The 23,310-nt window shown below is 63.7% G+C and carries 24 protein-coding genes; 18 read left to right on the top strand and 6 right to left on the bottom strand.

Going from position 1 to position 23,310, the window contains the following annotated elements; translation table 11 throughout:
- Window positions 1–21 precede the first annotated feature (21 nt).
- From accC to V3W40_RS08705, 10 genes are all read left to right on the top strand, one after another.
- The gene (gene accC, locus V3W40_RS08750) at window positions 22–1,374 is read left to right on the top strand and encodes an acetyl-CoA carboxylase biotin carboxylase subunit (RefSeq protein WP_315872207.1); all 1,353 of its coding nucleotides are present in this window, start codon (window positions 22–24) and stop codon (window positions 1,372–1,374) included.
- Entirely contained in the window at window positions 1,371–2,027 is a 657-nt protein-coding gene (gene pxpB / locus V3W40_RS08745; RefSeq protein WP_315872206.1) for a 5-oxoprolinase subunit PxpB, read from the top strand. The genes accC and pxpB overlap by 4 nt, the downstream gene beginning before the upstream one ends.
- Entirely contained in the window at window positions 2,024–2,998 is a 975-nt protein-coding gene (locus V3W40_RS08740) for a biotin-dependent carboxyltransferase family protein (protein ID WP_315872205.1), read from the top strand. The genes pxpB and V3W40_RS08740 overlap by 4 nt, the downstream gene beginning before the upstream one ends.
- Entirely contained in the window at window positions 2,995–3,387 is a 393-nt protein-coding gene (locus tag V3W40_RS08735; protein WP_315872204.1) for a hypothetical protein, read from the top strand. Before V3W40_RS08740 ends, V3W40_RS08735 begins: the two co-directional genes overlap by 4 nt.
- Window positions 3,384–4,157, top strand: a complete 774-nt coding sequence (locus V3W40_RS08730; protein WP_330214852.1) for a LamB/YcsF family protein — start codon at window positions 3,384–3,386, stop codon at window positions 4,155–4,157. The genes V3W40_RS08735 and V3W40_RS08730 overlap by 4 nt, the downstream gene beginning before the upstream one ends.
- A 93-nt stretch (window positions 4,158–4,250) precedes the next feature.
- On the top strand, window positions 4,251–5,003 hold the full coding sequence (locus V3W40_RS08725) for an SDR family oxidoreductase (RefSeq protein WP_101271977.1): 753 nt from the start codon (window positions 4,251–4,253) through the stop codon (window positions 5,001–5,003).
- Window positions 5,004–5,112: 109 nt separating this feature from the next.
- On the top strand, window positions 5,113–5,814 hold the full coding sequence (locus tag V3W40_RS08720; protein WP_027608104.1) for an amino acid ABC transporter permease: 702 nt from the start codon (window positions 5,113–5,115) through the stop codon (window positions 5,812–5,814).
- A 6-nt stretch (window positions 5,815–5,820) separates the two neighbouring features.
- Entirely contained in the window at window positions 5,821–6,564 is a 744-nt protein-coding gene (locus V3W40_RS08715; protein WP_053138766.1) for an amino acid ABC transporter permease, read from the top strand.
- Between the two features lie 23 nt (window positions 6,565–6,587).
- The gene (locus V3W40_RS08710) at window positions 6,588–7,316 is read left to right on the top strand and encodes an amino acid ABC transporter ATP-binding protein (protein WP_169899070.1); all 729 of its coding nucleotides are present in this window, start codon (window positions 6,588–6,590) and stop codon (window positions 7,314–7,316) included.
- A gap of 59 nt (window positions 7,317–7,375) precedes the next feature.
- Window positions 7,376–8,209: an ABC transporter substrate-binding protein gene (locus V3W40_RS08705; RefSeq protein WP_315872202.1), complete on the top strand. Its 834-nt coding sequence runs from the start codon at window positions 7,376–7,378 to the stop codon at window positions 8,207–8,209.
- Window positions 8,210–8,263: 54 nt separating this feature from the next.
- Here V3W40_RS08705 and V3W40_RS08700 read toward each other — a convergent pair whose 3' ends face one another.
- Window positions 8,264–9,472, bottom strand: a complete 1,209-nt coding sequence (locus V3W40_RS08700) for a DUF1835 domain-containing protein (RefSeq protein ID WP_330214851.1) — start codon at window positions 9,470–9,472, stop codon at window positions 8,264–8,266.
- A gap of 694 nt (window positions 9,473–10,166) precedes the next feature.
- On the opposite strand from V3W40_RS08700, the gene V3W40_RS08695 reads away from it, so the two are divergent.
- Together V3W40_RS08695 and V3W40_RS08690 are read left to right on the top strand one after the other, a co-directional pair.
- Complete coding sequence (locus V3W40_RS08695) at window positions 10,167–10,844, top strand: ABC transporter ATP-binding protein (protein ID WP_074847263.1); 678 nt, start codon at window positions 10,167–10,169, stop codon at window positions 10,842–10,844.
- Entirely contained in the window at window positions 10,841–11,632 is a 792-nt protein-coding gene (locus V3W40_RS08690; protein WP_330214850.1) for an ABC transporter permease, read from the top strand. The genes V3W40_RS08695 and V3W40_RS08690 overlap by 4 nt, the downstream gene beginning before the upstream one ends.
- A gap of 190 nt (window positions 11,633–11,822) precedes the next feature.
- Here the strand turns inward: V3W40_RS08690 and V3W40_RS08685 are convergent, their stop codons facing one another.
- Window positions 11,823–12,875 carry an L-idonate 5-dehydrogenase gene (locus V3W40_RS08685; protein WP_330214849.1) on the bottom strand — a complete coding sequence of 351 codons (1,053 nt, stop codon included), beginning with the start codon at window positions 12,873–12,875 and terminating at the stop codon, window positions 11,823–11,825.
- Window positions 12,876–12,889: 14 nt separating this feature from the next.
- Entirely contained in the window at window positions 12,890–13,663 is a 774-nt protein-coding gene (locus V3W40_RS08680) for a glucose 1-dehydrogenase (RefSeq protein WP_065926976.1), read from the bottom strand.
- Between the two features lie 135 nt (window positions 13,664–13,798).
- Here V3W40_RS08680 and V3W40_RS08675 point away from each other — a divergent pair, with 135 nt between their 5' ends.
- The 6 genes from V3W40_RS08675 to V3W40_RS08650 all read left to right on the top strand — a co-directional run bounded on the left by V3W40_RS08675 (window position 13,799) and on the right by V3W40_RS08650 (window position 18,959).
- Entirely contained in the window at window positions 13,799–14,671 is an 873-nt protein-coding gene (locus V3W40_RS08675) for a LysR family transcriptional regulator (RefSeq protein WP_065926977.1), read from the top strand.
- A 103-nt stretch (window positions 14,672–14,774) separates the two neighbouring features.
- Entirely contained in the window at window positions 14,775–15,407 is a 633-nt protein-coding gene (locus V3W40_RS08670; RefSeq protein WP_141606807.1) for a glutathione S-transferase family protein, read from the top strand.
- Between the two features lie 18 nt (window positions 15,408–15,425).
- The gene (locus V3W40_RS08665; RefSeq protein WP_065926979.1) at window positions 15,426–16,346 is read left to right on the top strand and encodes a LysR family transcriptional regulator; all 921 of its coding nucleotides are present in this window, start codon (window positions 15,426–15,428) and stop codon (window positions 16,344–16,346) included.
- Window positions 16,346–17,230: a LysR family transcriptional regulator gene (locus V3W40_RS08660; protein WP_330214848.1), complete on the top strand. Its 885-nt coding sequence runs from the start codon at window positions 16,346–16,348 to the stop codon at window positions 17,228–17,230. Before V3W40_RS08665 ends, V3W40_RS08660 begins: the two co-directional genes overlap by 1 nt.
- A 79-nt stretch (window positions 17,231–17,309) precedes the next feature.
- Window positions 17,310–18,242 carry a pyridoxamine 5'-phosphate oxidase family protein gene (locus tag V3W40_RS08655; RefSeq protein WP_330214847.1) on the top strand — a complete coding sequence of 311 codons (933 nt, stop codon included), beginning with the start codon at window positions 17,310–17,312 and terminating at the stop codon, window positions 18,240–18,242.
- A gap of 312 nt (window positions 18,243–18,554) precedes the next feature.
- Complete coding sequence (locus V3W40_RS08650) at window positions 18,555–18,959, top strand: RidA family protein (protein ID WP_065946430.1); 405 nt, start codon at window positions 18,555–18,557, stop codon at window positions 18,957–18,959.
- A 104-nt stretch (window positions 18,960–19,063) separates the two neighbouring features.
- Here V3W40_RS08650 and V3W40_RS08645 read toward each other — a convergent pair whose 3' ends face one another.
- The 3 genes from V3W40_RS08645 to V3W40_RS08635 form a co-directional block, all read right to left on the bottom strand.
- Entirely contained in the window at window positions 19,064–20,584 is a 1,521-nt protein-coding gene (locus V3W40_RS08645; RefSeq protein WP_330214846.1) for an ArnT family glycosyltransferase, read from the bottom strand.
- A complete protein-coding gene (gene arnT, locus V3W40_RS08640; protein WP_330214845.1) occupies window positions 20,584–22,239 on the bottom strand; it encodes a lipid IV(A) 4-amino-4-deoxy-L-arabinosyltransferase in 1,656 nt (551 codons plus the stop codon). The genes V3W40_RS08645 and arnT overlap by 1 nt, the downstream gene beginning before the upstream one ends.
- A 186-nt stretch (window positions 22,240–22,425) precedes the next feature.
- The gene (locus V3W40_RS08635) at window positions 22,426–23,100 is read right to left on the bottom strand and encodes a histidine phosphatase family protein (RefSeq protein ID WP_137212464.1); all 675 of its coding nucleotides are present in this window, start codon (window positions 23,098–23,100) and stop codon (window positions 22,426–22,428) included.
- Between the last annotated feature and the right edge of the window lie 210 nt (window positions 23,101–23,310).

Below are 23,310 nucleotides of genomic sequence, written 5' to 3'. Positions count from 1 at the left end.
TTCGTTATTCAGGTGAATTCAATGTTCGACAAAGTGCTGATCGCCAACCGTGGCGAAATCGCCCTGCGCATTCAGCGTGCCTGCCATGGCCTGGGGATCAAAACCGTGGCGGTGCACTCCGAAGCGGACCGCCATGCGCAGTATGTGCAAAACGCCGATGAGTCGCTGTGCATCGGCCCGGCCGCACCGGGGCTGAGCTACCTCAACCAGACCGCGCTGCTGTTTGCCGCCAAGGTCAGTGGCGCCCAGGCGATCCACCCCGGTTACGGGTTCCTGTCGGAAAACGCCGGGTTTGCCGAGCGCATCGAAGCGGCCGGGTTGACCTTTATCGGGCCGAGCGCCGCATGCATTCGCACCATGGGCGACAAGGTGGCAGCCAAGCGCGCCATGCGTGAAGCCGGTGTGCCGTGCGTGCCGGGGCCGGATTCGAGCATGCCGAGCGACGATGCGAGCATCCTCGCCATCGCCGCCGAAATCGGTTACCCGGTGATCGTCAAGGCCGCCGGTGGCGGCGGCGGTCGCGGCATGCGCGTGGTACAGGCAGAGGGCGACTTGCTCGCTGCCATCGGCCTCACCCGCGAAGAAGCGCGGTTGGCGTTCGGCAACCCTGAGCTCTATATCGAGAAATTCCTCGGCCACCCCCGGCACGTGGAAATCCAGGTGTTGTGCGATGCCCATGGCCATGCGATCTGGCTCGGCTGCCGCGACTGTTCCCTGCAACGCCGCCACCAGAAAGTCCTGGAAGAAGCGCCGGCGCCGGGCATCGATCCCGCACTGATCGCCACGGTCGGCGAACGCTGCGCCGAGGCCTGCCGCCGCATCGGCTATCGCGGCGTGGGCACTTTCGAGTTTCTGTATGAGGACGGCGAGTTCTTCTTCATCGAGATGAACACGCGCCTGCAAGTGGAGCACCCGGTTACCGAGATGACCACCGGCATCGACATCGTCCAGCAGCAACTGCGCATGGCCCGCGGTGAAGTGCTGAGCGTGCGCCAGGAAGACGTGCAGCTGAACGGCCACTCCCTGGAGTGCCGCATCAACGCCGAGGACCCGCTGACCTTTATGCCGACCCCCGGCCTGATCCAGCGTTGGGAAGTGCCCGGCGGCTTTGGTGTGCGGGTCGACTCCCATGTCACCACCGGCTACCGCGTGCCGCCGTACTACGACTCGATGGTGGCCAAGGTCATCACCCACGGCGCCACGCGTGAAGAAGCCATGGCACGCATGCGCCTGGCCCTGAGCGAGATGATTGTGGACGGCATCAGCACCAACATTTCGTTGCACCGCGAGATTCTGGATGACCCGGCGTTCTGCGCCGCCGGCGTCGATATTCATCACCTGGAGCGCTGGTTGCAGCAAAGGAGTCCGACATGAACACCGCCCCTGTCATCAGCCTGCTGGGCTCCAGCGCCTTGCTGTTCGAGGCGCCGGGCGAACTGGACCTGGCCCCGCAGCAGCGTATCTGGCGCCTGGCCCTGCAAGCCGGCGAATGGCCCGAGATCCACGAAGCCGTGCCCGGTATGAACAACCTGATGCTCACCTTCCTCACGCCGCCGCGTGAACTGAACGGCCTGTGCCAGCGCCTGCTGGAGGCCTGGGAACAGAGCCAGCCGCTGCCCCTGGAAGGGCGCATCGTCGAATTGCCGGTGGTGTACGGCGGTGAGTTCGGTCCGCACATGGCGGACGTGATTGCCCACACCGGACTGGATATCGAGACCATTGCCAACCTGCACTGCGAACCGCTGTACCCGGTGTATGCCCTGGGCAGCCACCCCGGTTATTGCTACCTCGGCGGCATGGACCCACGCCTGGCCACGCCACGGCGCCAGGTGCCGGTGCTGAATATCGGCGCGGGCTCGGTGTCCATCGGCGGGGTGCAGACCGGGGTGTCCGCCTCGGCTGGCCCCAGCGGCTGGAACACCATCGGACGTACTGAAATGGCGTTTTTCGACCCCGCCCAAACCCCGCCCGCGATCTTGCGGCCGGGTGATTTCCTGCGCTTGCGCATCGAGAGGATCATTCGATGATCGAGATTCTATCGGCCACCGCCCTGGCCACCGTGCAGGACTTCGGTCGCTTCGGCAGCCTGGGTTACGGCGTGGGCACGTCGGGCGCCATGGACCAGCTGGCCCTGGACCTGGGCAACCTGTTGCTGGGCAATCCCGAAGACGCCGCCGCGATTGAAATACCGCTGTTCCCGTTCGACGTGCGGCTGTTGCAGGACTGTGCCTTTACGGTGACCGGCGCCGCTTGCGACGCCACCCTGGACGGCCAGTCCTTGCCACCGAACTGGGTGTGCCAGGGCCGTGAAGGCCAGGTCTTGAGCCTGGGCTATCCGACGTCAGGCAGCCGTGCCTACCTGTGTTTGGCGGGCGGGGTGGATGTGCCGTCGGTGCTGGGTTCGCGCAGCACTCAATTGCGCGGCGAGTTCGGCGGCCTCGACGGCCGCGCCCTGCAACAGGGTGATCGGCTGGGGGCACTGCGTCCCGGTATCAGCCCGTTGCCGCTGGATGTCGGGGTGTTGGCGCCAAGCCTGGCGCTGCCGTTGCAGGTCGATGGGGTGCCTGCCATGCGCGTGTTGCCCGCCGCCGAATACGAGCGTTTCCAAGAAACTTCCCGCGCGGCGTTCTGGGCCGGTGAATGGAAGATCACCACCCAGAGCAATCGCTACGGCTACCGCATGGAAGGCCAGCCGCTGCTGCCCATCGCCCCGATGGAAATTCGCTCCCACGGCATCATGCCGGGGGTGATCCAGGTGCCCCACGGCGGCCAGCCCATCATCCAGATGCGTGACGCCCAGCCCAGCGGCGGCTACCCCAAGTTCGGCAGTGTGATCGAGGCCGACCTGTGGCGCCTGGGCCAGGCGCCCATCGGCGGTAAGGTGCGCTTTATCGAGTGCAGCTACCTGGAGGCCGTCGAGGCCCTGGAAACCAATCGCGCGTATCTGCGTGAAGTCAGCCGCCTGTTGGAACTGCACCGCGAAGGAGTGAAAGCATGACCCTTGAGGAAATTCGCCAATTGGCGCTGTGGCTCAAGGAGCACCACCTGGCCGGTGCCGAAATGAGCCGCCCCGGTGTGCACCTGGCGCTCAAGCGCGGTGCCTCGGCCGCTGCTGTTGCGGCGCCTGCCGTTGCCGTGGTTGAAGACCAGGTGCTGCGCACCACCGGCCTGGGGCGCTTGCTGCTGACCCATCCCCAACTCGATCAACCGTTCGTGGCGGTGGGCGATCAGCTCAGCGCCGGGCAACTGGTCGCGCTGCTGCAAGTGGGTGAGTTGTTGTTGCCCTTGCGCGCGCCCCGCGCCGCGCGGGTTGTCGATGTGCGTGTGCCGTGCGGCACCACCGTCGGCTACGGCGAAGCCTTCCTCGGAGTGGAGTACCCCGCATGAAGATTGATTTGAACGCTGACCTGGGCGAAGGCTTCGGCCCGTGGCGCATGGGCGAGGATGAAGCGCTGATGCACCTGATTTCATCGGCCAATGTCGCCTGCGGTTTCCATGCCGGCGACCCGCTGATCATGGACAACACGGTGCGCCTGGCCAAGGCCGGTGGCATCGACCTGGGCGCGCATGTGGGCTTCCCGGACCTGATGGGCTTTGGCCGTCGGCAGATGAACATCGAGATCAAGGAACTCGCCACCCATGTGATCTACCAGCTCGGCGCGCTCGCTGGGATCGCGGCGGTCAACGGCCATCGCATGACCCACATGAGCTTCCACGGCGCCCTGGGCAATATGGCCGCCGCCGATGCGGCGCTGGCGGAACCGTTGGTGCGGGCGGTGGCGGCGTTTGACCCGACGCTGATCATCAGCTCCTCCAGCAGCCGCGCCATCGAAGGCGCTGCCGAGAAGTGCGGCCTGCGCGTCGCCACCACGTTTCTCGCCGACCGCGCCTATGACGACGATTGCCTGCTGGTGCCGCGCAAGGTCGACGGTTCGGTGATCAAGGCGCCGGCAGCGGTGCTGCGCCGGGTGCGGCAGTTGCTGGAGGAGGGCACCGTGACCGCCCTCAGCGGCAAGGTGCTGCGGGTGCCGGCCCATTCGATCCTGCTGCACGGCGACACCCCCGGCGCGGTCGAACTGGCGCGCACCATTCGCGCCGAAATCGAGCAACTGGGCGGCCGTATCACGCCGATTTCCCAGCTGCTGGCCGCGTCATAAGCAGGCCTTATCGCCACACAACCATTGCGTCTTGGTCCAGCGCCCGAAGGCTGGATAGAGTCGAACCATAACCCGTAGCACAAGGACCACCCCATGCCATTTTCCGACTACAAAACCGCGCTGGTCACCGGGGCTTCCTCCGGCATCGGCGCCGCCGTTGTCGAGCGCCTTTGCCAGGAAGGCGTGCAGGTGCATGCCCTGGCTCGCAGTGCCGACAAGTTGCAGGAACTGGCGGCCAGGACCGGCTGCATCGCCCACGCCATCGATGTCACCGACCTTGCCGGGCTGACCAGACTGTTCGCCGAAAACACCTTCGACATCCTGGTCAACAACGCCGGCGTCGACAAACCCGGTTCCCTGCTCAAGGCCGACGCCGACGGCATCGACCTGCTGATCGACGTCAACCTGCGCGCCGTGCTGCACCTGGCACGGCTGGCGCTGCCGGGCATGGTCGAGCGCGACTGCGGGCACATCATCAACATCAGTTCGATCGCGGCGGCCTACAACTTTGGCGGCAACTCCACCTACCACGCGACCAAGGCCGCCGTGAGCATGCTTTCGCGCCAGTTGCGCATCGATGCGTTCGGCAAGCGCGTGCGGGTCACCGAGATCTGCCCTGGCCGGGTCGCCACGGACATCTTTGCCCACGTGCACGGTGACTCCGAGGAAACCTACAAGCGCTTCGTCGAGGGCTTTGAATTGCCCCAGGCTGAGGACATCGCCAATGCCATCGCCTTCGCGATTGCCGCGCCGATTGCGGTCAACATCGGGCACATGGAAATCACCCCGACCTTGCAGGTGCCGGGCGGGCTTTCCACCGCGCGGCCCCAGGACTACCAGGGCTGAATCCGAGCCCCATCAAAAGAACGGATCGATCCGTCAACGCTGCATCCCGCCACGGCCACGCCGGGTGATTTTGATTTCTGCCCTAGCCCAATGCCGATAGGGATTGACCATGAAGCAAGACTTCGATTTGGCCGCGATTCTGCAAGGCGAGTACGCCGAGCTGATCGTCAAGGGCATCGAAATGACCTTGCAGCTGGCGCTGTTCGCCTGGCTGCTGGCGATGCTGCTGGCGCTGACACTGGTCACGGTGCGCCTGACCGGTAACACGCTGGCCGACCGCCTGGTGGCGGGGTATGTGTCGTACCACCGCAATGTGCCGACCCTGGTGCAACTGATGCTGTGGTACTTCGGCGTGCCGACGTTGCTTGGCGAGTCCACGCAACTGTGGCTGGCCAACCACAACACTGAATACCTGTTCTCGGTGATCGCCCTGGGCCTGTGCCAGGCTGCGTATTTCTGTGAAGACATGCGCAGCGGCCTGCGCGCCATTCCCGCCGGGCAGACCGAAGCGTCCAGGGCCCTGGGCCTGGGCTACGTGCGTTCGATGCGCTACGTGATCCTGCCCCAGGGCGTACGCAACTGCCTGCCGTCGCTGATCAACCACACCGTGCTGCTGTTCAAGAACACCAGCCTGGCGATGGCGATCGGCGTGATGGAGCTGACCTACGCCAGCCGCGAAGTGGAGAACTACACGTTCCGCACCTTTGAGTCGTACCTGGTGGCCACGGTGTTCTACCTGGTGTTTTCACTGCTGCTGATGGGCGCCGGGGCATTGCTCGCCCGCCACTTCAGCAAAGCCCTGGCGAGGTAGACCGCGATGTTCGATATGTTTTCAATCGTGCAGCAGAACTGGACGCTGTTCCTGATCGGCCAATACCCCCACGGCCCGCTGGGTGGCCTGGCGAGTACCCTGATCCTGGCGGCGCTGGCGTTGCTGCTGGCGTTCCCGTTCGGCCTGCTGCTGGCCTTGGCGCGGGTGTCGCCGTGGAAGGGGTTGTACTGGGTCGCGACAGTGTGGGTCTACGTGCTGCGTGGCATCCCGTTGCTGATGGTGATCTTCTGGACCTACTTCCTGGTGCCGTTGCTGATCGGCCATAACATCACCGGCTTCATGACCATGCTCTGCACCCTGGTGATCTACCAGAGCGCCTACCTGTGCGAAATCATTCGCGGCGGCATCCAGGCGCTGCCGGCCGGGCAGTACGAGGCGTCCCGCGCCCTGGGCCTGGGCTATGTGCGCACCACGGTCTGGGTGATCCTGCCCCAGGCGCTGTATAACGCGCTGCCGAGCCTGATCAGCCAGTTCATCTCGATCATCAAGGAAACCTCCCTGGGCTACGTGATCAACGTGCAGGAAGTGACCTTCGCCGCCAACCAGGTCAACAACCAGCTGCTGACCAAGCCGTTCCAGGTGTTTTTCATCCTGGCGATCATCTACTACCTGCTGTGTTTCGGCCTGACCCGCCTGGCCGGTTGGGTGGAGCAACGCATTGCCCGCAAGCGCCTGGGCGATGGCGGGCAAACCGTGGCGGGCGGTCCGTTGCTGACCACCGATAATTGAAGAGGGCTGCGCTCATGCATCCAATGATCATGTTTTCGAAAATCAATAAATGGTACGGCGAGTACCAGGCGCTCACCGACATCACCGCCGAGGTGCAACCCGGTGAAGTGGTGGTGCTGTGCGGCCCCTCGGGTTCTGGCAAGTCGACGCTGATCCGCACGGTCAACCGCCTGGAAGACATCCAGGCCGGCCAGATCCTGTTCGACGGGCAGGACGTGCACGGCACCGACGCGCAGATCAACCGCCTGCGCAGCCGCGTGGGGTTTGTGTTCCAGAGCTTCAACCTGTTCCCGCACCTGTCGGTGCTGGAAAACATCACCCTGGCGCCGAACAAGCTGCGCAACCTCAAGGGCGCCGCTGCCAAACAGAAGGCCATGGAATTGCTCGACCGCGTCGGCCTGGCCCATAAGGCCGGTGCCTACCCGGCGCAGTTGTCCGGCGGCCAACAGCAGCGCGTGGCGATTGCCCGGGCATTGGCGATGGAACCGCCGGTGATGCTGTTCGACGAGCCGACCAGTGCCCTCGACCCGGAAATGGTCGGTGAAGTGCTGAGCGTGATGAAGGGCCTGGCCAAGGACGGCATGACCATGATGTGCGTGACCCACGAGATGAACTTCGCCCGTGAAGTGGCCGACACCATCTGGTTTATGGACGCGGGGCAGATTCTGGAAAAGAGCAGCCCCGATGCGTTCTTCACCCAGCCTTCGCACCCGCGAGCGCAACGTTTTATCGCCGACCTGCGGGCCCATTGAGCTGCGGCGGCTTTGCTCCCTCTGCCATTTTTGCTGGTCCAACTTTCCGGAGATTTCCCATGGGTATGAAGCATCTGTTTACCGCACTGGCATTGGGGCCACTGGCGATTTCCGTCGCACAGGCCGACCAGTTGAGCGACATCCTGGCCAAGCAGTCCCTGAGCTGCGGCGTCTACGCCGATGTGCCGCCATTCTCCGCGCCGGACCCGAAAACCCGCGAGCTGGTGGGCATGGACGTGGACCTGTGCAAAGCCCTGGCCAAGACCATGGGCGTAGCCCTGGAACTCAAGCCGCTGTCGGTTGAAGCGCGGATTCCCGAAGTGAAAATGGGCCGCGTCGACGTGATCTTCGCCAACCTGGCCTACACCAAGACCCGCGCCGAACAGATCCAGTTCAGCGACCCGTACTACATCGCCAAGGAAACCCTGGTGGTGCGCGCGGCGAATGCCGACCAGCCGAAAAGCTTCTTCAAGGACAAGCGCATCAGCTCCACCAAGGGCTCCACCTCCGAGCAGTCGATCCGCCTTGCCGGGGCCACCCCGGTGACCTTCCAGGACACCGGCTCGGCCTATATGGCGTTGCAACAGAACAAGGTGGTGGGCCTGGTGACCAACACCATGACCGCGCTGAAACTGGTCAACCAGGCCAAGGCCGGTGGTGTCGAACTGGCCTTGGCCAAGGAGCCGATGGCCCTCGAACCGATCGGCGCCGGCATGCGCCGCGATGAGCCGGCGTTTCTGGCCAAGGTCAATGAGTCGTTGATGGCGATGGAGAAGGCAGGGGAGATCGATGCGATCTGGGACCGCTGGATCGGCCCGAACACCGAATACAAGATGGTCCGCGAGGACAAGGTGCAGAGCTTGAGCGCCTTGAAGTTCGAGCCGTTGCCGTAAGCGCTGGCGGTTGTAAAAAAGCCCGCCGTGGGTGATGCACGGCGGGCTGTTTTTTTACGGTGTTCTGTACTGGGGGCGCAGGGCCTCATCAATCATCCAGTGCGGTTGGCCGGGCCTGATGCACGTTCCGCCCACCCAGCGTTCGTGGCTGGCATGGTCGAGCCAGTACGCCTGTCCGTTGAGCACGCTATGGCCCAAGGGGGTCAGCGACAGCGGGCGGCGGGGCCAGTCCAGATGCGCCTCGGTTTCCGTCAGCAACGGCTGCTCGCCATCGATCAACGGCCGCAACAGCGCATGAAACATCATGTCCCCCAGGAACGGCAGCGGGTCGCGCCTGGCCGCCAGTTCGGCGAACACACGGCCAAACGGCAGCGGCCCGGCTTCGGCGAGGTAGGTCAGGGCCAGGCGCTCGGTCAGCGACAGGCCATCGCTTGTTCCCGGCAACTCCTGTAATTGACGCAACAGCGCCGGCGCCAGCAAGGGCAGGGCCGGGTGTTTGCCATGGGCAAGCTCGGCCAACGGGGTCGGTGAGCTGTCGCAATAGGCCGACCAGGCCTGTTTGGCCAGTTGCACCGCATCGTCACCGATGAGGCGCCGCTGTAGCCATAGCCACGCCAATACATCCGGCGCCAACTGGCCGATACCGATAAAGCGCTCGACACCGGGAATACGATCCACCTCGATCAGCTCCAGCTTGGGCGGTGCCTGCTCCAGGCCGGCCAGGGCACGGATCAGGAACAACTGGTCATAGGCGTCCGCCTCGCACCACAGCACGCTGTGCTCGGCACTGGCCAAGGTGTGGAGCTGATCGTATTCATCGTCGACGCGGCGCGTGACGTCCGCTAAGGGCAGGGCAAAGGCCTGGCTGATGAACGCGCTGCGCAGGGCGCGGAATTCTGCGGTGGGTATGTCGCGAACCGGCCCCATGCACAGCGGGTCGCTCAGCATGTGGAAGTGGCCCTTGAACCCGGCAATCTGAAGGCTATGGGCAATGTCATTGCCGCAGCGCCAGTGGGTGGTGCGCGCTTCGTCGCTGGCGGCAAAGTCGGGATGGCGGGCGGCGAAATCAATGGCGTCGACATGGGCCTTGAGCTTGGGCCAACTGCTGAAACCCAGTTGCCTGGCGATCTGCCATTGGGCCTGAGACAGGGTGGCGCCGGGGTCCTGGGCTTTCAGCTGGCGCAACAGTTCCTTGGCGCGCTTGCGCTGTTGCTCAAGGTTGAGACGGCCATCGGTGTTGGAGGATACAGGGCGTTGCGACATACGATCTCCTTGCACAAACCTTTTCCGCTTTAAGGTTGGGAGTCGTAGAAATGAGGTAGAGCTTCATTGTCCTGGGCGCAGCCCTTTCCGCGGAAGGTGGCGTAGAGAGCGCCAGGCGGGAAATATAGGCACTGCGGCGTTTGATTGCAACTCGGGCTTGGGATCAAACCCGTACTCTTTTTTGGGTTGCACGGGGTCAAGTGTGGGAGGGGGCTTGCTCCCGATGGCGATGGGTATCTACACAACTTTTCAGATCCTGACAAATCTCCCTGTGGCGAGCGGGCTTGTCCCGCGCTGGGCTGCGAAGCAGCCCCAAAACCAGCCTCTACAGAGTGTCTGATACACCGCGTTCTTCTTTACTGGGGCTGCTACGCAGCCCAGCGCGGGACAAGCCCGCTCGCCACAACAGCCCAATCTGCGGGGCGTTCAGCGTTGAGCCAAAGTTGTGTAGATACCTATGCCCCGATGGCGGCCTCTGGGCCGACCTTTTTTTTGGATTGGGCCGGGTACATATCCGTTGCTGCGGTAACGGCCGCTATGGGTTCCGCCCTTACGGCGGCTCACTTTTGGAAAGGCCCAAAAGTAAGCAAAAGGCCTTCGCCGTAGTGGTGGCGATAGTTTGAAATTTTTCATGAAAACTTCCCGCGCCTGCCGCACCATTGCGCCCAACAGGTTTAAGAGGAACACCGCGTCCATGAGTGCACTGATCGAAACCCGCGCCCTCACGCGCATGGACGAGCGCCGCCAGGTGCTGTTGCTCCAACCCACGAGTTTCACCTTGAACCGCGCCGACCGGGTGTCGATCACCGGTTCCTCCGGCTCTGGCAAAAGTGTGTTGCTGCGCGCATTGGCGTTGCTGGACGCCCCCACCAGCGGGCAGGTGCTGTGGAATAGCCAGCCGATTGTCGATGCGCAGATTCCGCACTACCGCAGCCATATCAGCTACCTGTCCCAACGCCCGGCGCTGCTCGAAGGCACGGTGGAGGACAACCTGCGTTTTCCCTTCAGCCTCAAGACCCTGCGCCAGCGTCGCTTCGACCCGGAAGCGGTGACCACTTTGCTGGGGCATGCCGGTAAGGCGGCGGATTTTTTGACCAAGAACGCGTTGGACCTGTCGGGTGGCGAGGCCCAGGTGGTCTCGCTGATCCGCACCCTGCAACTCAATCCCGAGGTGCTGCTGCTGGACGAACCCACCGCCGCCCTCGACCCCACCTCATCCCGCGATGTGGAAGCGTTGATCAGCGCCTGGTTTGCCGGCGACAATGCCCGCGCCTATGTCTGGGTGTCCCACGACCTCGACCAGGCCCGGCGCATGAGCGACATCCACTGGCAGATGAGTGCCGGGGTGTTGAGCGAGGCGGTCCAGCCATGAACTATCAAAACCTCACCGCCCTGGACATGGTCATCGCCGCTTCGCTGATCCTGGTCAACGGTGCGCTCTCCCTGCTGCTGCGCCTGGGCCTGGGCCGCCAGTTGCTGTGGGCGGCGGTGCGTACCGTGGTGCAACTGTCGGCCATCGGTTACCTGCTGGGCTGGGTGTTCGCGTTCGCCTACTGGTATGTGGTACTGCCGTTGATGGGCGCAATGACCCTGATCGCCGGGCTGTCGGCGGCGGGGCGTGGGCGTCGCACGTACCGGGGGCAAAGGGGCGACAGCATCCTGTCGGTGTGGGGCAGTTCGTGGCTGGTGACGGCAGTGGGCTTGTTTGCGGTGATCCGCATCCACCCGTGGTACGAGCCGCAGTACGCGATCCCGATCCTCGGCATGATCCTCGGCAACACCCTGACCGGTGTGTCCCTGGGGATCGAACGCATGACCCAGGAACTGACCTCGGGGCGCAACACCATCGAGATGATCCTGGCCCTCGGCGGCTCACGCTGGGAGGCGGCGCAGGAAGCGATCCGCCAGGCGGTACGCGCGGGGATGATCCCGACGCTGAACCAAATGACCGTGGTCGGCATTGTCAGCCTGCCCGGCATGATGACCGGCCAGGTGCTGGCGGGGGAAAGCCCGGTGGACGCGGTGCGGTATCAGATCGTGATCATGTTCCTGATTGCCGCGTCGTCGGCGTTGGGCACGGTGGGGGCGGTGTTGTTGACCTATCGGCGGTTGTTTTCCAGGAGCCACCGGTTTTTGCGTGAGCGCTTGCAAGAGCGCTAAGCGTTCAGTTAAGCGAAAGTGATTCACTGTAGGAGCGAGCTTGCTCGCGAAGAACTCAGGGCCACCGCGCTTATCGAGAATGAGCGCGTTGTCTGGGCGTTTTTCGCGAGCAAGCTCGCTCCTACAAAAAGCCTAGGGCAAGCCCGCTCGCCACAAAAGTATGGCTGACCCCGAAGGGCTCATCACAGGTTCAAGGCTGATCCACCACGCCAAAATCCAGCACCACCTTCATCGCCTGGGTCTTGTCCGCCGCCAGTTCAAACGCCTGCACCGCCTGCTCGAACGGCACCGTGTGGGAGATCACCGGGCACACGTCGATAACCTGGCGATTGAGCAAGTCCACCGCCTGGGCAAACTCACTGTGGAAGCGGAAGGTGCCGCGCAGGTCGATCTCGCGGCTGACCAGCAGGTTCAGCGGCAGCGACACCTCACCGCCCAAGCCGACCGTGACCAGCACGCCGCGTGGGGCGATGCAGTCCAGGCCGTTACGCAGGGCCTGGGCACTGCCGGAGACTTCGAACATCACCTCGAAGTAACCCTTCTCGGCGGTGTAGCGCTTGAGCGCGTCGATGCCGTCGGCGATGTTGTGGGTGCGCGTGGCGCCCATTTTTTTCGCGCAGGCCAGGGCGCTGGCGGACAGGTCCACCGCGACGATTTCAGCCGCACCGGCGGCGCGCAGGCCGGCGATCAGCAGGTTGCCGATGGGGCCGCAACCGGTCACCAGCACGCGCTTGCCGAATACTGCGCCGGCCCGTTGGATCGCATGCAACCCCACCGACAGCGGTTCGGCCAGTGCACCTTCGGCGAGACTGACATGATCGGCCAAAAGATGTGCCTGATGCGTCTCGATCACCAGGCTCTGGCGGAACGCGCCCTGGATATGCGGGAAGGGCATCGCGCTGCCGTAGAAGCGCATGTCCAGGCAGTGGTTGGGCAGGCCTTGATGGCAATAACGGCAAGCACCGCAAGGGCGCGAGGGCGATACGGCAATGCGCTGGCCGACCTTGAACCGGCCGGCGTCGGAGCCCACGGCATCGATCACTGCCGACACTTCATGGCCGAGCACCATCGGCTCGCGCAGGCGCACGGTGCCGAAGCCGCCGTGCTGGTAATAGTGCAAGTCCGAGCCGCAGATGCCGCCGCGGGCAATGCGCACGCGCAGTTGCTCGGGGCCCAGGCTGTGAGGTTCGTCCTGGGGGCTGAGCCGCAGGTCTTTTGAGGCGTGGCAGACAATGGCGTGCATAAGGTTCTCCAGGGTTACAGCGACGCGGTGATGCCACCGTCGACATAGAGGATATGACCGTTGACGAAACTCGCGGCATCGCTGGCCAGGAACACCGCCGCACCGGCCAACTCAGCGACGTCGCCCCAGCGTCGGCTTGGCGTACGTTGCACCAGCCAGTCGCTGAACTCGGGGTTGGTCACCAGGTTGGCGTTCAACTCGGTCTTGAAGTAGCCGGGGCCGATACCGTTGACCGTCAGCCCGTGGGGGCCCCAGTCGATGGCCATGCCCTTGGTGAGCATCTTCAACGCGCCTTTGCTCGCTGCATACGGCGCGATGCCCGGGCGGCCCAATTCACTTTGCACCGAACAGATATTGATGATGCGCCCACGCTTGCGCGGGATCATCGCTCGCGCCACGGCCTGGCCCACCAGAAAGGCGCTGTCGAGGTTGGTGCTGATCAGTTCGCGCCAATGCTGCTCGCTGTAGTCTTCCAGCGGCCCACGGCGCTGCATGCCGGCGTTGTTGACCAGGATGTCCAAGGGCCCGAGGCGTTCCTCGATAGCGGCCACGCCGGCCTGGATCGCCGCGCTGTCGGTCACATCGAACGCTTGGGTGTGCACCTCCAGGCCGTCAAGGGTCAGCAGCGCGGCCGCGTCGCGCAAGGTGCTGCGGTTACGCCCGTTGAGCACCACCCGCGCACCGGCCTGGGCCAGGCCTCGGGCGATGGCCAGGCCGATACCGGCACTGGAGCCGGTGACCAGCGCCAGCCGGCCATCGAGGCGAAAGGTGTCTAGAACGCTTTGCATGGGCATGTTTCTCCGGGCGCGCTTGTGATAATCAAAACAACGGCTGATTGGCTTAACTTCACTCCGGTGTAGGGCGCAGGTCCAATGTTCATTTATGATCGGCTGATCAATATCCGTGATAACCGGGGAGGATCGATGGAGCTCAAGCACTTGCGCGCCTTTGTGGTACTGGCCCAGGAGCTGCATTTCGGCCGGGCGGCGGCGCAGTTGTCGATTGTGCAACCGGCCCTGAGCATGCAGATCAAGCTGCTCGAAACTGGCCTGGGCGTACGCCTGCTGGACCGCAATCGCCACTCGGTGACCTTGACCGATGCCGGTCGGGTATTCCTGCCCGAAGCTCAGGCGACCCTGCACCAGGCCGCGCGGGCGGCGGAGGCGGCGCGGGCGTCCAACCGGGGGGAAATCGGCCGGGTGCGCCTGGGCTTTGTGTCGTCGGTATTGCCGCACCTGTTACCCGAGTTGATCCGCACGGTGCATCAGCGCTACCCGCGTATCGAGCTGGAACTCAAGGACATGCCCGGCCCCGATCAAGCCGCCGCGCTGAAGAACGATCGCCTGGATTTCGGCCTGATGCGCCTGCCTGCCGCCTACCCTGGGGTGCAGACCCGCGTGGTGCTGCGCGAGCCGTTCTGCGTGGCCCTGCCGATGGATCATCCGCTGGCCGCGCAGGCTTCGATCCAGCCCGGCGACCTGCTCGACGTGCCGGTGTACATCCTTGCGCGGCGCTATGCGCCGGGGTTCTACGACGAATTTATCCAGGCCGTGGGCATCCCTTTGCAGATCGCGTCCGAACTGGGCGAGTTCACCACCATGCTCGCGCTGGTCTGCGCCGGGTTGGGCGTCGGCGTACTGCCGCAGCAGGCCGCGCGGGCGTTGCCGGCCAATTGTGTGTCGCGGCCACTGGCGTTGGGGGCGTTTCAGGCGCGTACGGGGTTGGCCTGGACCACGTTGGACAGTGCGGTGAAGACCACGCTGTTTGCGTTGATCGTCGAATTGTTTGGCGAGTGATTGTTTCACCGGCTGAAATGCTGGATTGTAAAAGCTGGTGATTCCAGTGGTCGGCGCAGCGGTGGAACATGCCGGTGTCAAAACCCCACCCTTGGAGCCTTACATGTCCCAGCCTGCGATCAAACTCTATGGTTTCCCCTTGTCCGGCCATTCCCATCGGGCCGAGCTGATGCTGTCCCTGCTGGGATTGCCCAGCGAGTTCATCCTGGTGGACCTCAAGCAAGGCGCGCATAAAAGCGCTGACTTCACTGCGACCATCAACCCTTTCGGCCAGGTCCCGGCGATTGACGACAACGGCACCGTACTGGCGGACTCCAACGCGATCCTGGTCTACCTCGCCACGAAATACGGCAAGGGCCAATGGTTGCCAAGCGACCCGGTGGGGCAGGCGCGCGTACAGCGCTGGCTGTCGGCCGCCGCCGGCCAGTTGCACGCCGGGCCGGCCACCGCACGGCTGGCCGTGGTGTTCGGTGCCGATGTGGATGCGGCGGCGGCGATCAGCCGTGCCCATGCCTTGTTGGCACTGGTGGAGCAGCAACTGAGCGAAACCCGCTTCCTGGCGGGGGAGCAAGCGAGCATCGCCGATATTGCGTTCTACACCTACGTGGCCCATGCGCCGGAAGGCAATGTGTCGCTGGCCGACTACCCTAAGGTGCGCGCCTGGCTTGCCAGTATCGAGGCCTTGCCGGGATTTGTGGGCATGCCGCGTACGGCGGTAGGGTTGCAATCACATTAACGTTGCTGAGGCGCATCGATGGACCGATTTCACGAAATGCAGGTGTTCCTGGCAGTGGCCGAGGAGGAGGGGTTTGCCGCCGCGGCGCGCCGCCTGAACACCTCGCCCCCCAGCGTGACCCGGGCCATCGCCGCCATGGAAGCGCGCATCGGCACCCAGCTGCTGGCGCGCACCACCCGCAGCCTGCACCTGACCGAGGCCGGCCAGCGTTACCTCGAAGATTGCCGGCGCATCCTCGCCGAGCTGGACGAAGCCGAAGAAGCGGCGGCGGGCAGTTATTCGATCCCCTGCGGCCACCTCACGGTGACCGCACCGGTACTGTTTGGCGAGTTGTATGTGGCGCCGGTGCTGGGCGAGTACCTTGACCGTTTTCCGCTGGTGAATATCAATGCCTTGCTGGTGGATCGGGTGGTCAACATGGTCGACGAAGGGGTGGATGTGGCGGTGCGTATCGGTCATCTGCATGAGCCGGGGCAGCAGGCGATCAAGGTCGGTGAGGTGCGCCGGGTGGTGTGTGCGGCGCCGGCTTACCTGGCGCAGCAGGGCCGGCCTCGGCACCCGTCGCAGTTACGCGAGGCGAAGCTTGCTGCCTCGTCTTCCAGCCAATTGCTGAGCGAGTGGACATTTGTCGAGGGCGGCCAGCCATTGGCGGTGCCGGTGGAGCCGCGCCTGGTGGTCACGGCGAACAACGCGGCGATCAATCTGGCGAGAGTGGGTTGGGGCATCACGCGGGTGCTGTCCTATCAGGTCGCGGCGGCGGTGGCGGCGGGTGAGCTGGAGATTGTCCTGGAGGACTTTGAACCGGCAGCGCTGCCGATCCAGGTGGTGTTCCAGAAAAGCCCACGGGTGCCGGCCAAGATCCTCACCTTTGTCGATTTCCTCAGCCATCGCCTCGGCCAGGACGCAGCTTTGAACCCGGCGATGCAGCGGCGCGGCTGATGGAACGTTATCGCGACATGCAACTGTTCGCCGCGCTGGCCGGGCAAACGAGCCTGGCGTCGGCGGCGCGCAGTGCCCAGGTATCCGGCCCGACCTTGGTGCGCGCCGTGGCCCGCCTGGAAGCGCGCCTGCGCGTGGCATTGCTGGCGCGCAGTACGCGCGGCGTCAACCTGACCGACGCCGGGCACGCGTACCTGGCCGACTGCGTGCACCTGCTGGCCGCCGTGGACGCCGCCGAAGCCTCGGCCAAGGGCTTGCATGTGCAGGCCCAGGGCAATCTGCGGGTGTTCATGCCGTTGCTGTTCAGCCGCTATGTGATGGCGCCGCTGTTGGCCAGCTACATGGATCGTTACCCTGCGGTGCAGCTCACCGCCCACTACCACGACTATTACCCCAACCTGCACGAAGAGGGGCTGGACGTGGCGATCCTGGTCGGCGAGTTGCCCAGCTCATCGCTGATCGCGCGCCCGGTCGGGCACGTGCGGCAGATCCTCTGCGCCAGTCCCGATTACCTGGCGACGCACGGCGAACCCCGACACCCGGACGACCTCAAGCAGCATCGCCTGATCGCGAATGCCAACCCGGTGCATTGGGAATTCCAGGGTTGCCAGCTCAAGGCCCGCGCGCGGCTGAGTTGCGCCACGGTGCAAGGCGCGATCAATGCGGCGCTGCACGGCACGGGGCTGGTTCGTTGCTTGAGCTACCCGGTGCATGAGCATCTGCTCGGCGGCCAGTTATGCCGCCTCCTGCCGAGCTACGAGCCAGCGCCCTTGCCGGTGCACGTGGTGTACCGCGGGGGCCGGCATGCGCCGATGCGCGTGCGCAGCTTCGTCGACCACTGCGTGGCGGCGCTGCGTGAGCACTCGGCATTTCAGTTGGCGTAATAGTGGATTGCCTTGGGTGGGCATTCTGCATTTGGCTGGTAGGGCGCAGCATGGGGGCAACCAACTTGAGGTGATCGCCATGAACCCTATCGAACAGTCCCCCTGGCATGCCGGCGAACGGCAGTTACAAGCAGCGGTCGGCGTGGCCGAGCGCATGGCGGTGGTCGGGCCCAAGGTGATACGCGATCACCTGCCGGAGCAGCATCGGGATTTCTATCCGCTGTTGCCCTACCTGATGCTTGGCGTGGTGGATGAACAGGGGATTCCCTGGGCGACGATGGTCGAAGGCGCGCCGGGGTTTGCCCATTCTCCCGATCCTTATACTTTGCAGATTGACAGCCTGCCCTCTGCCAGCGACCCGGCTCGGGCCGCTTTGCACGAGGGTGCCGCAGTGGGCCTGCTCGGCATCGACCTAAACACCCGGCGCCGCAACCGCATGAACGGCCGTGTCGGCGGACTTGATCAGTACGGCTTGTCAATCGACGTCGTGCAGACCTTCGGGAACTGCCCCAAATACATCCAACTGCGGCCGGTCGATGGGGTTGCACGCAAACCTGGCAGCCAGGTCGAGCGCATGGGCGGCCTCGACGCTGCAGCCGAAACCATGATCCGCAACGCCGACACATTCTTCGTCGCCAGCTACGTGGATGTCGACGGTGAACGCTCGGTGGACGTTTCCCATCGCGGCGGCCACACCGGCTTCGTGCGCGTGGAGGGCGACGTGCTGACCATCCCGGATTTTGCCGGCAACCTGTTCTTCAACACCCTGGGCAACCTGGCGGCCAATCCGGTGGCGGGGTTGTTGTTTATCGACTTTGAAACGGGGGATGTGCTGCAGATCGCGGGGCGTACCTCGCTGATCCTCGACGGGCCTGAAGTCGCCCGCTTCGAAGGCGCGCAGCGCTTATGGACGGTGACCGTGGAACACCTGGTCCGCCGCCCCGCGGCGTTGGCGTTGCGCTGGCAGTTCGCGGAGTTTTCGCCGTTCAGCCTGGCGATGGGCGGTTGGTAGCGTCAGCGTATTTATCAAGACCTGTTGAAGATCAAACAGGGGAACTCCCTCTGTGGTGAGCGGGCTTGTCCCGCGTTGGGCTGCGCAGCGGCCCTAATCACTTCCACATGATGGGAGTTCGGGCTTCCACACCCGTTCTCTGAATGTGCAGCGACCCGCGAAGGGGGGGCGGCGAGGTTGATCAGATACAACCCGAAAGTTGCGTAAGAGCGGTCCGATGGACCTGCTCATCTTCATCACCCAAAGCCCTCTCCTGGAGACGTAAGAATTTTAACGTTAGCCTTGCACTCCTACCGACAACAAGGACTCGTCATGCAACCCAAGGTCATCAATCCCAAGAGCGTATTCAACTCCCTGCAATACGGCTTCAGCCAAGCTATCGAAGTGCCTGATGGCCGGCGTATTCTGCTTTCCGGCCAGGTAGGTGTGGATGCCCAGGAGCTTACGGTCGGTCCAGGCATTGCCGAGCAAACCGATACGGCGTTGGACAATATCGAAAAAGTCCTGGCCGAGGTCGAGGGTGACTTGTCCCATGTGGTAATGCTGCGGCTGTATATCGTCGAGTCCGCACGTGATCAGCAGGAGCTCATCGCCCAGGCGCTGCGTGAGCGCTTCCCCCATAACCCGCCGCCGTCGTCCTGGATTATTGTCAGTGGGCTTTCGTTGCCGGAGTGGTTGATCGAAATCGAGGCGGAGGCGGTGATTTCACCGAAATAAGGCCACAACAAGCATGTTCACGCCAAAACCTGTTTGCCATGATCCCGCGGCTCACTGTCCCCCGCCCCGGCCGGTGCGGTACACGCGCACCTGATACGCAGCCATCAGCGTGACGCAGGGATAAACGCCACACTGCCCTCGTCACGCTTGTGAAACAGCCGCTCGCCATTGTCCGGCTGGGTCGTGATCGCCTGATGATCCACACCCAAATACGCCAGCGGCGTCGGATCGTCCTTGGAAAACTGCGCGACGATGATCGTATGTTGCGGGTCAAAGCCTTGGCCACTGGTTTTTTCCAGCCAGGCCATCAGCGCGGCAGTGTCACCCTGGCGGGGAAAGTCCTGGGTCTCGGCGACGTAGTAGAACGGCTTGCCGCCATTTTGCAGGTACATCGGTACCTTGTTGTCGACTTCCACCAGCACCATCTGCCATTGGTTCCAGGGCGTGCTTTTCACGGCCTCGGCTTGCACATCCTCGGCGAAGCGGGTCACGCCGCCGTTGCCGTTGGACCAGGGATAGGCCACGCCAAGTATCAACAGCATGAGTGCGGCAGCGACCCCAAAGCCCTTCTGCCAGCGCGGCCAACTGGCGGGCTTTTTCAACACGCGCTCACTCACCCACCACGCCGCCAGCAACTGGGCAAACGGCACCAGCGGCAGCACGTAGTAGCTGCGCCGGCTGCCGCTGGCGGTAAAGAACACAAACAGCAGGCCCAGGCCCCACACCAGCCAGCGCACGTTGGGCGGGGTGTGGCGCCAGTGCCGCACGGCCAGCCACAGGCCGAGCAGCCAGCACGGGGTCCAGGGCAACGTGTAGGCGGGCAGGTAGATCAGGTAGGTGTAGATCGGTCCCATATGGTCGAACGGGTCGAAGAAGCGCACCACGTTTTCCCGGAACACCAACGCCAGGCCGCTCTCGCCATAGGTCGGTGCGCCGTACAAGTGCGATAGCACGAACGGCACGGCATACACGGCGGCCGCGATCAGCACGGCCAGCAGCAGGCGCAGATTGAGGTGGCGCTTGTAGCGCTGTTCGCCGAGCAGGTGCGGCAGCAGCACCAGGCCGGGCAGCACGAAGCCGAGCAGGCCCTTGAGCAACGACGTCAGGGCCAGCAACAGGAAAAACACCGTATAGCGCCACAGCCGCGCGTCGTCTGGGCCGCGCCAATACCACGCGACTGCCGCCAGCACGCCGCACACGGTGAGCACATCCGCCGTAGCCACGCGGGCCCAGAACAGGAAGTAGAAGGTGGTGGCGAGCATCCAGCCGGCGATCAGCCCCGTGCCCTTGCGGAACAGGCGTTCGCCAATCAGGTACACCAGCCACACACTCAGCCACGCGCCGATCACCGACGGCAGGCGCAATGACCAGGGCCCGAGGCCTCCCATCAGGTGCGCCGCGCCGGTGATCAGCCAGTAGGAGGGCAGAGGTTTGTCGTAATAGGGCACGCCCTTGAGGTACGGGTCGAAATAGTCACCGCTCTGCAGCATCTGCAAGGCGATATTCGCCCAGCGGGTTTCCGGGCCCCACAGGTCACGCGCACCCAGGCCGGTGAGCAGCAGCAGGGCCGAGACGCCCAGCAACAGCAGCAGGGCACCGCGTTCGGTCTTGAGATAACCCGGCATCATGGCGCCTGCGGGTAGAGGATAAGTTCCAGGTAGCCCTTGTAATAGCGTTTGCCTCCGGGCGGCAATTGCCCGGCCTCGCGCATTTCACTGGTGCTGTTGACCCGCAGCAGCACGCCGACCGAGCCGTGTTGGCGGGCGTCCTTGAGCCAGGCTTGCACCTGCTCCAGATCGACTTTGCGCGGAGCCGAATCGGCATATTGCAAGCCGTAGCGCAGCTCGCCTTCGGTGTCATACAGCGTCACGTCGGGTCGTTGCAGGCGCCAGGCCAAGGCGCTGGCGCTCTCCAGTTCATTGCTCAGCAGCGCGTGGGTGTGCTGCAACTCATCCACATGCTCCAGCACAAATTGGTCGGGCATTTCGTTATCGGCGATGTAGGCCGGCATGCTCGACGGCAGCAGCACCACCAGCAGGCCGATGCCCAGGGCTGGCATTGCCCACAACGTCAGCGGCCTAAAGCTTTGCAGCAGGTTGGTGAGGATCCAGCCCAGCAGCACGATAAAGGCCAGCGACAGGCTGAACATCTCGGCATGGCTGTTGCCGTAGAGCGGCCTCGCGATTTGCAGGTAGATCAGCCCGACCATGGCGGCCATGCCGATCACGAAGTTGAACAGGCCATTGAGGCGCAGGGTTCGGGTTCTGCCTTGGCTGACCAGCTCGCTCAAGGTATGCCCCATCAGCAACGCCAGGGGCAGCAGGCACGGCATGATGTAGGTCGGCAGCTTGCCGTTGCTCAGGCTGAACAAGCCCAGGGGCAGCAGCAACCACAGGGCCAGGAAGGCGATTGCCGGGTGGCGCTTTTCTTTCCAGGCCTGGTGCAGGGTGTTGGGCAGCAGCCCGGCCCACGGCAGGCAAGCCACCGCCATGATCGGCAGGAAGAACCACCAGGGTCGCACGTGTTGCGCGTTGTCGGCGCTGAAGCGGCGGATGTGTTCATTCCAGAAAAAGAAGCGCCAGAAATCCGGTTCCTGAGTGTGGATCGCCAGCACCCAGGGCAAACACACCAGCACGGCCACGCCGATGGCCAGCGGGCCATACCGCAGCAACTCGCCCAGGCGCCGCTGCCAGAGCATATAGGGCACGGCGATCAGCACCGGCAGCGCCCACGCCAGGAAACCCTTGGTCATGAACCCCATGGCACAGGCAAATCCCAACACGGCCCAGGCGCCCAGGCGGCTGCGCAGGCTGCTGCTGTCGAGGGCAAACCACAGCGCCACCAGGCTCAGGTTGACCCACAAGGTGAATGGCGGATCGAGGTTGGAATACCCCGCTTGCCCGGCCACCAGGCCAAAGCTCAGGTAGAGCAGGGCACAGGCGAAGCTTTTGCGCGGGTCGTTCCACAGGCGACGGGCGATCAGGTAAGCGAGCAGCACACTCAAGCCGGTGGTCAGGGCCGAGGCGATGCGCACGCCGAACAGGTTCTGGCCAAACACGGCCTGGCCCAGGGCGATCAGCCAGTAACCGGCGGCCGGTTTTTCGAAATAGCGGATGCCCATGAAGTGCGGTGCCACCCAGTTGCCGCTCAGGAGCATCTCCTGGCTGATCTGGGCGTAGCGGGTTTCATCCGGTATCCACAAACCGTGCAGGCCCAGTGGCAACAGATAAAACGCGACGAAGGCCAGCAAGAGTACCGGCAGGGGTTTCAGGCGAGTCATGAAAACGTCGCTCCTTGACGTCCGATGGTGTTTTTTTCAACTAATGAAGTAATGGCGAAAGTCGTCACGGCGTTCACTAAATAACAGGAAATAGTCATAACGACCTTAATTAAGGACGCAACTAAACATGCCAGAACAGGGCTGTCTTTTTGCTGAACATAAGCCTGGCGGTGGGAAGGGAATGACTTAGATTTGTTTAAGCGCGGCAGGCCAGTCCTGGTTTTTCATGATGCCCAGGGCCTTGAACTTGCCGTTGGCCAGCACCTGCACGAACAGCGCGCTGCCGTACTCGGAAAACTTGGCGTGGGGGAAGCCCAGGGCGGTTTCAAAGTCGGCGATGCAACCGCTGTGGGTGACGAATACGAGGTTGCGTCCAGCCTGTTTGTGGCTGAGCAGTTCTTCGCCCATGGCCTTGCCGCAGACGGCTTGTTCGCTGGAGGTCATGTCGGTTTTGCCGAACATGAAGCGCGAGGTCTGAGCCGTGCGAATGGCGGGGCTTGAGAGTACGTCAGTGCCGTCCATGCCCAGTGATTTAAAGGCTTTGCCCAGGTTTTCGGCGTGTTGGCTGCCATTGATCGTCACGCCTTCCACCGGGCCCAGGCAGGGGTTGCTCGAACGGTCGCAGCGCTCTTCATGCCGCACCAGTACGATCAGGTCGCCGTCGCGCCACAGCGGCAGCACCTGGGACGTCAGCAGGCGGTTGCCCACGCCGAGGTCCCGTGGGGAGGTCGGCCAGAACAGCGCGCAAGTGAGCAGCACGGCGACCACCGTAAGCCCGAGCCAAAGCGGTTTGAGGCGCTTGAAAAAGGCTCGGCGCGAGCGTGGTTTAATCAGGGTAAGGTCAACCACTACATTCACCATGGTCACTATCGGCTGTGTTGTATTAATTAGGCGCAACTTGTCGGCAAGTGCCCGAAGTGAAGCGCGAGGCTGTCACAGGGTGGCTGTCTTTTCGCTGAACATGCTGCGGTTAAAAGTTGCCAGGCGTGGCAACTAATAAGTTGTCGACGAGTGACGCTTGGCCGGCAATTTAAAGTGCGGTGGGTGGGCGGCCGGTGAAAACCATGTGAA

Source organism: Pseudomonas sp. AM8, assembly GCF_036346475.1.
Lineage (GTDB): Bacteria > Pseudomonadota > Gammaproteobacteria > Pseudomonadales > Pseudomonadaceae > Aquipseudomonas > Aquipseudomonas marginalis.
Note: the sequence above shows the minus strand (reverse complement) of the source record. Positions and strands in the feature narration are given on the sequence as shown.

What these genes read in the sequence shown, in the direction of transcription:
- V3W40_RS08645 (WP_330214846.1), bottom strand. Translation starts at nt 20,584, where the DNA reads ATGCCGGGTTATCTCAAGACCGAACGCGGTGCCCTGCTGCTGTTGCTG.
- V3W40_RS08740 (WP_315872205.1), top strand. Translation starts at nt 2,024, where the DNA reads ATGATCGAGATTCTATCGGCCACCGCCCTGGCCACCGTGCAGGACTTC.
- V3W40_RS08730 (WP_330214852.1), top strand. Translation starts at nt 3,384, where the DNA reads ATGAAGATTGATTTGAACGCTGACCTGGGCGAAGGCTTCGGCCCGTGG.
- V3W40_RS08720 (WP_027608104.1), top strand. Translation starts at nt 5,113, where the DNA reads ATGAAGCAAGACTTCGATTTGGCCGCGATTCTGCAAGGCGAGTACGCC.
- V3W40_RS08650 (WP_065946430.1), top strand. Translation starts at nt 18,555, where the DNA reads ATGCAACCCAAGGTCATCAATCCCAAGAGCGTATTCAACTCCCTGCAA.
- V3W40_RS08665 (WP_065926979.1), top strand. Translation starts at nt 15,426, where the DNA reads ATGGACCGATTTCACGAAATGCAGGTGTTCCTGGCAGTGGCCGAGGAG.
- V3W40_RS08655 (WP_330214847.1), top strand. Translation starts at nt 17,310, where the DNA reads ATGAACCCTATCGAACAGTCCCCCTGGCATGCCGGCGAACGGCAGTTA.
- V3W40_RS08735 (WP_315872204.1), top strand. Translation starts at nt 2,995, where the DNA reads ATGACCCTTGAGGAAATTCGCCAATTGGCGCTGTGGCTCAAGGAGCAC.
- V3W40_RS08685 (WP_330214849.1), bottom strand. Translation starts at nt 12,875, where the DNA reads ATGCACGCCATTGTCTGCCACGCCTCAAAAGACCTGCGGCTCAGCCCC.
- accC (WP_315872207.1), top strand. Translation starts at nt 22, where the DNA reads ATGTTCGACAAAGTGCTGATCGCCAACCGTGGCGAAATCGCCCTGCGC.
- V3W40_RS08715 (WP_053138766.1), top strand. Translation starts at nt 5,821, where the DNA reads ATGTTCGATATGTTTTCAATCGTGCAGCAGAACTGGACGCTGTTCCTG.
- V3W40_RS08660 (WP_330214848.1), top strand. Translation starts at nt 16,346, where the DNA reads ATGGAACGTTATCGCGACATGCAACTGTTCGCCGCGCTGGCCGGGCAA.
- V3W40_RS08670 (WP_141606807.1), top strand. Translation starts at nt 14,775, where the DNA reads ATGTCCCAGCCTGCGATCAAACTCTATGGTTTCCCCTTGTCCGGCCAT.
- pxpB (WP_315872206.1), top strand. Translation starts at nt 1,371, where the DNA reads ATGAACACCGCCCCTGTCATCAGCCTGCTGGGCTCCAGCGCCTTGCTG.
- V3W40_RS08695 (WP_074847263.1), top strand. Translation starts at nt 10,167, where the DNA reads ATGAGTGCACTGATCGAAACCCGCGCCCTCACGCGCATGGACGAGCGC.
- V3W40_RS08680 (WP_065926976.1), bottom strand. Translation starts at nt 13,663, where the DNA reads ATGCAAAGCGTTCTAGACACCTTTCGCCTCGATGGCCGGCTGGCGCTG.
- arnT (WP_330214845.1), bottom strand. Translation starts at nt 22,239, where the DNA reads ATGACTCGCCTGAAACCCCTGCCGGTACTCTTGCTGGCCTTCGTCGCG.
- V3W40_RS08710 (WP_169899070.1), top strand. Translation starts at nt 6,588, where the DNA reads ATGATCATGTTTTCGAAAATCAATAAATGGTACGGCGAGTACCAGGCG.
- V3W40_RS08705 (WP_315872202.1), top strand. Translation starts at nt 7,376, where the DNA reads ATGGGTATGAAGCATCTGTTTACCGCACTGGCATTGGGGCCACTGGCG.
- V3W40_RS08675 (WP_065926977.1), top strand. Translation starts at nt 13,799, where the DNA reads ATGGAGCTCAAGCACTTGCGCGCCTTTGTGGTACTGGCCCAGGAGCTG.
- V3W40_RS08635 (WP_137212464.1), bottom strand. Translation starts at nt 23,100, where the DNA reads ATGGTGAATGTAGTGGTTGACCTTACCCTGATTAAACCACGCTCGCGC.
- V3W40_RS08690 (WP_330214850.1), top strand. Translation starts at nt 10,841, where the DNA reads ATGAACTATCAAAACCTCACCGCCCTGGACATGGTCATCGCCGCTTCG.
- V3W40_RS08725 (WP_101271977.1), top strand. Translation starts at nt 4,251, where the DNA reads ATGCCATTTTCCGACTACAAAACCGCGCTGGTCACCGGGGCTTCCTCC.
- V3W40_RS08700 (WP_330214851.1), bottom strand. Translation starts at nt 9,472, where the DNA reads ATGTCGCAACGCCCTGTATCCTCCAACACCGATGGCCGTCTCAACCTT.